General features: G+C 71.1%; 1 protein-coding gene. It reads right to left on the reverse strand.

Going from position 1 to position 1,844, the window contains the following annotated elements; all coding sequences use genetic code 11:
• Window positions 1–1,601 (reverse strand): HAMP domain-containing protein (locus HW577_RS24450; RefSeq protein ID WP_198378699.1); only part of this gene is annotated, 1,601 nt, incomplete at its 3' end.
• Between the last annotated feature and the right edge of the window lie 243 nt (window positions 1,602–1,844).

Genomic DNA, 1,844 nt, shown 5'->3' on the forward strand with positions numbered 1-1,844 from the left:
TCGGCGGCGGCGGCGGTGAGGGTGCGGGCGGATTGCTGGAGCTGCGCGGCGGCGGCGGCGACGGAGCCGACCACGGCGCCGATGTCCGCCTCGAAGGTGTCGGCCAGGCGCGCCTGGTCGGTCACGCTCTGCCAGGCGAGCATGGCGCCGACATAGGCGTCGGACTTGTCGCGCACGGCCGAGACGGTGAGGTCGAGGACCTCGCGGCCAAGATGGATGCGCGCCTTGTGCGGCAGGTTGGCCGGGTCGGCGACGATGGTGCGGATGCGGTCCGGCCCGGTGTGGAAGACGTCGATGCTCTGGCCGATCAGCGACTCGGTGCCGGCCGGCAGCGCATTGCCGAGAGACTGCACCAGTTCCCGCGACCGGGCATTGGCGTAGGAGATGCGGAATTCGTTGGCGGGGTCGGCGAGCATGACGCCGAGCGGCATCTGCTCGATGACCTGGCTGCGGCTGAAGGCGTCGGCGACGGTGCCACGCAGCGCCTCGACGGCGTCGGCGATGCGGCCGATCTCGTCGCGGCGGCCGCGATCGGGCACGGTCACGGCGGCATCGCCACCGGCGATGCGGTCGAGCGTGCCGGCCAGGCGCTTCAGCGGGGAGCCGATCGAGCGCGTCATCACGAAGGCGGAAAGCGCGAGCACCAGCGCGATCGCGCCTGCGGCCGCCAGCACGACGGTTGCCTGGGTCGTCAGGGAACTGTGGACCGCCTGCGCCGTGATCGCCGTCATCTCGACGACATGGGTGTTCGCCGACGCGTAGGCTGCGAAGAAGGCCTCCCGCGCCGGCTCGGCCGTCTCGGTGCTGAAGCGGAGCAGGGCGGCGCCGGCGTCGATCGTCGCGATCGCGCCATCGCCGGCTTCGGCGGCGATGGCGCCGATCCGCTCCAGTTCCTGTTGCACGCGGGGCGAGTCCCCGGCCTGGGAGATGGCGCCGCGCAGATGGACGCGGGCCTGGGCGTTGGCGCGGCGCACCCGCTGCGCCATGCGCTCGTCGCCCGTGGCGAGGAAGCGCAGCGCGGAGCTGCGCAGGTCGTTGAAGCCCTGGTGGAAGGCGGTGAAGCGCTGGCGGACTTCGTTCTGCGTCTCGCCCGACAGATCGAACTCGATCGTCGCATTGGCGCCCTCGAAGGCCTGGTCGTAGTCCTGGGCGCGCCGCAGGAAAACCTCGTCGCGCGCCTGGATCACGTTCAGGCGCAGCCGCGCGAGCTCCGTCAATGCAGCGGAATAGGCGGTACCGCGCTCCGTGATGGCCGCGATCTGGCCCGCCGCGACGCTGTCGGTCAGCAGCGTTGCGGCATTGGTCGCAAGCGCCACGCCGCCTTCGAGAGCGCCGGTCGCCGCGCCGTGCAATTCCTCGACGCGGGGGCGTTCCTGCGCCGCGACCATCTCGCGCGCCAGCAGCGGCGCCTCGGCGGCCGCGGCGGCGGCGGAGGCGAGCATCGAGCCCCCCTCGGTCACGCGCGTCTGCTCGTTGATGCGTTCGTCGAGCGCCGTGCCCGTGACGTACATGCTGGCGACGATCGCGCCGACCATGACGAAGGCGACGGCCCCTGAGGTGCCAAGCTTCAAGCCAACCGAGAGATTCAGGAAAGCCCGCATCACATCCTCGTAAGCGCTGGATGCGCGAAGTCTCGTCGTGTCGCCTTAAGTCGTGATGAAGCGTCCTGGCTGCTGCGATGGTTTTCGGCGTAATTCCGCCTTCGGATCGTTCTCAGGCCGCGCGTACGGCCCTGAGGAAGCCTGTGCTGCGCTCCTTGAGGGTCTCGGCGTCGCCGGCGAGCGCGCCGGAGGCGTCGAGGACGGCGGAGGCGGATGCGCCTGTCGCGTCGGCGGCGTTGCGGA

It is taken from the genome of Neoroseomonas rubea (assembly GCF_016106015.1).
Lineage (GTDB): Bacteria > Pseudomonadota > Alphaproteobacteria > Acetobacterales > Acetobacteraceae > Neoroseomonas > Neoroseomonas rubea.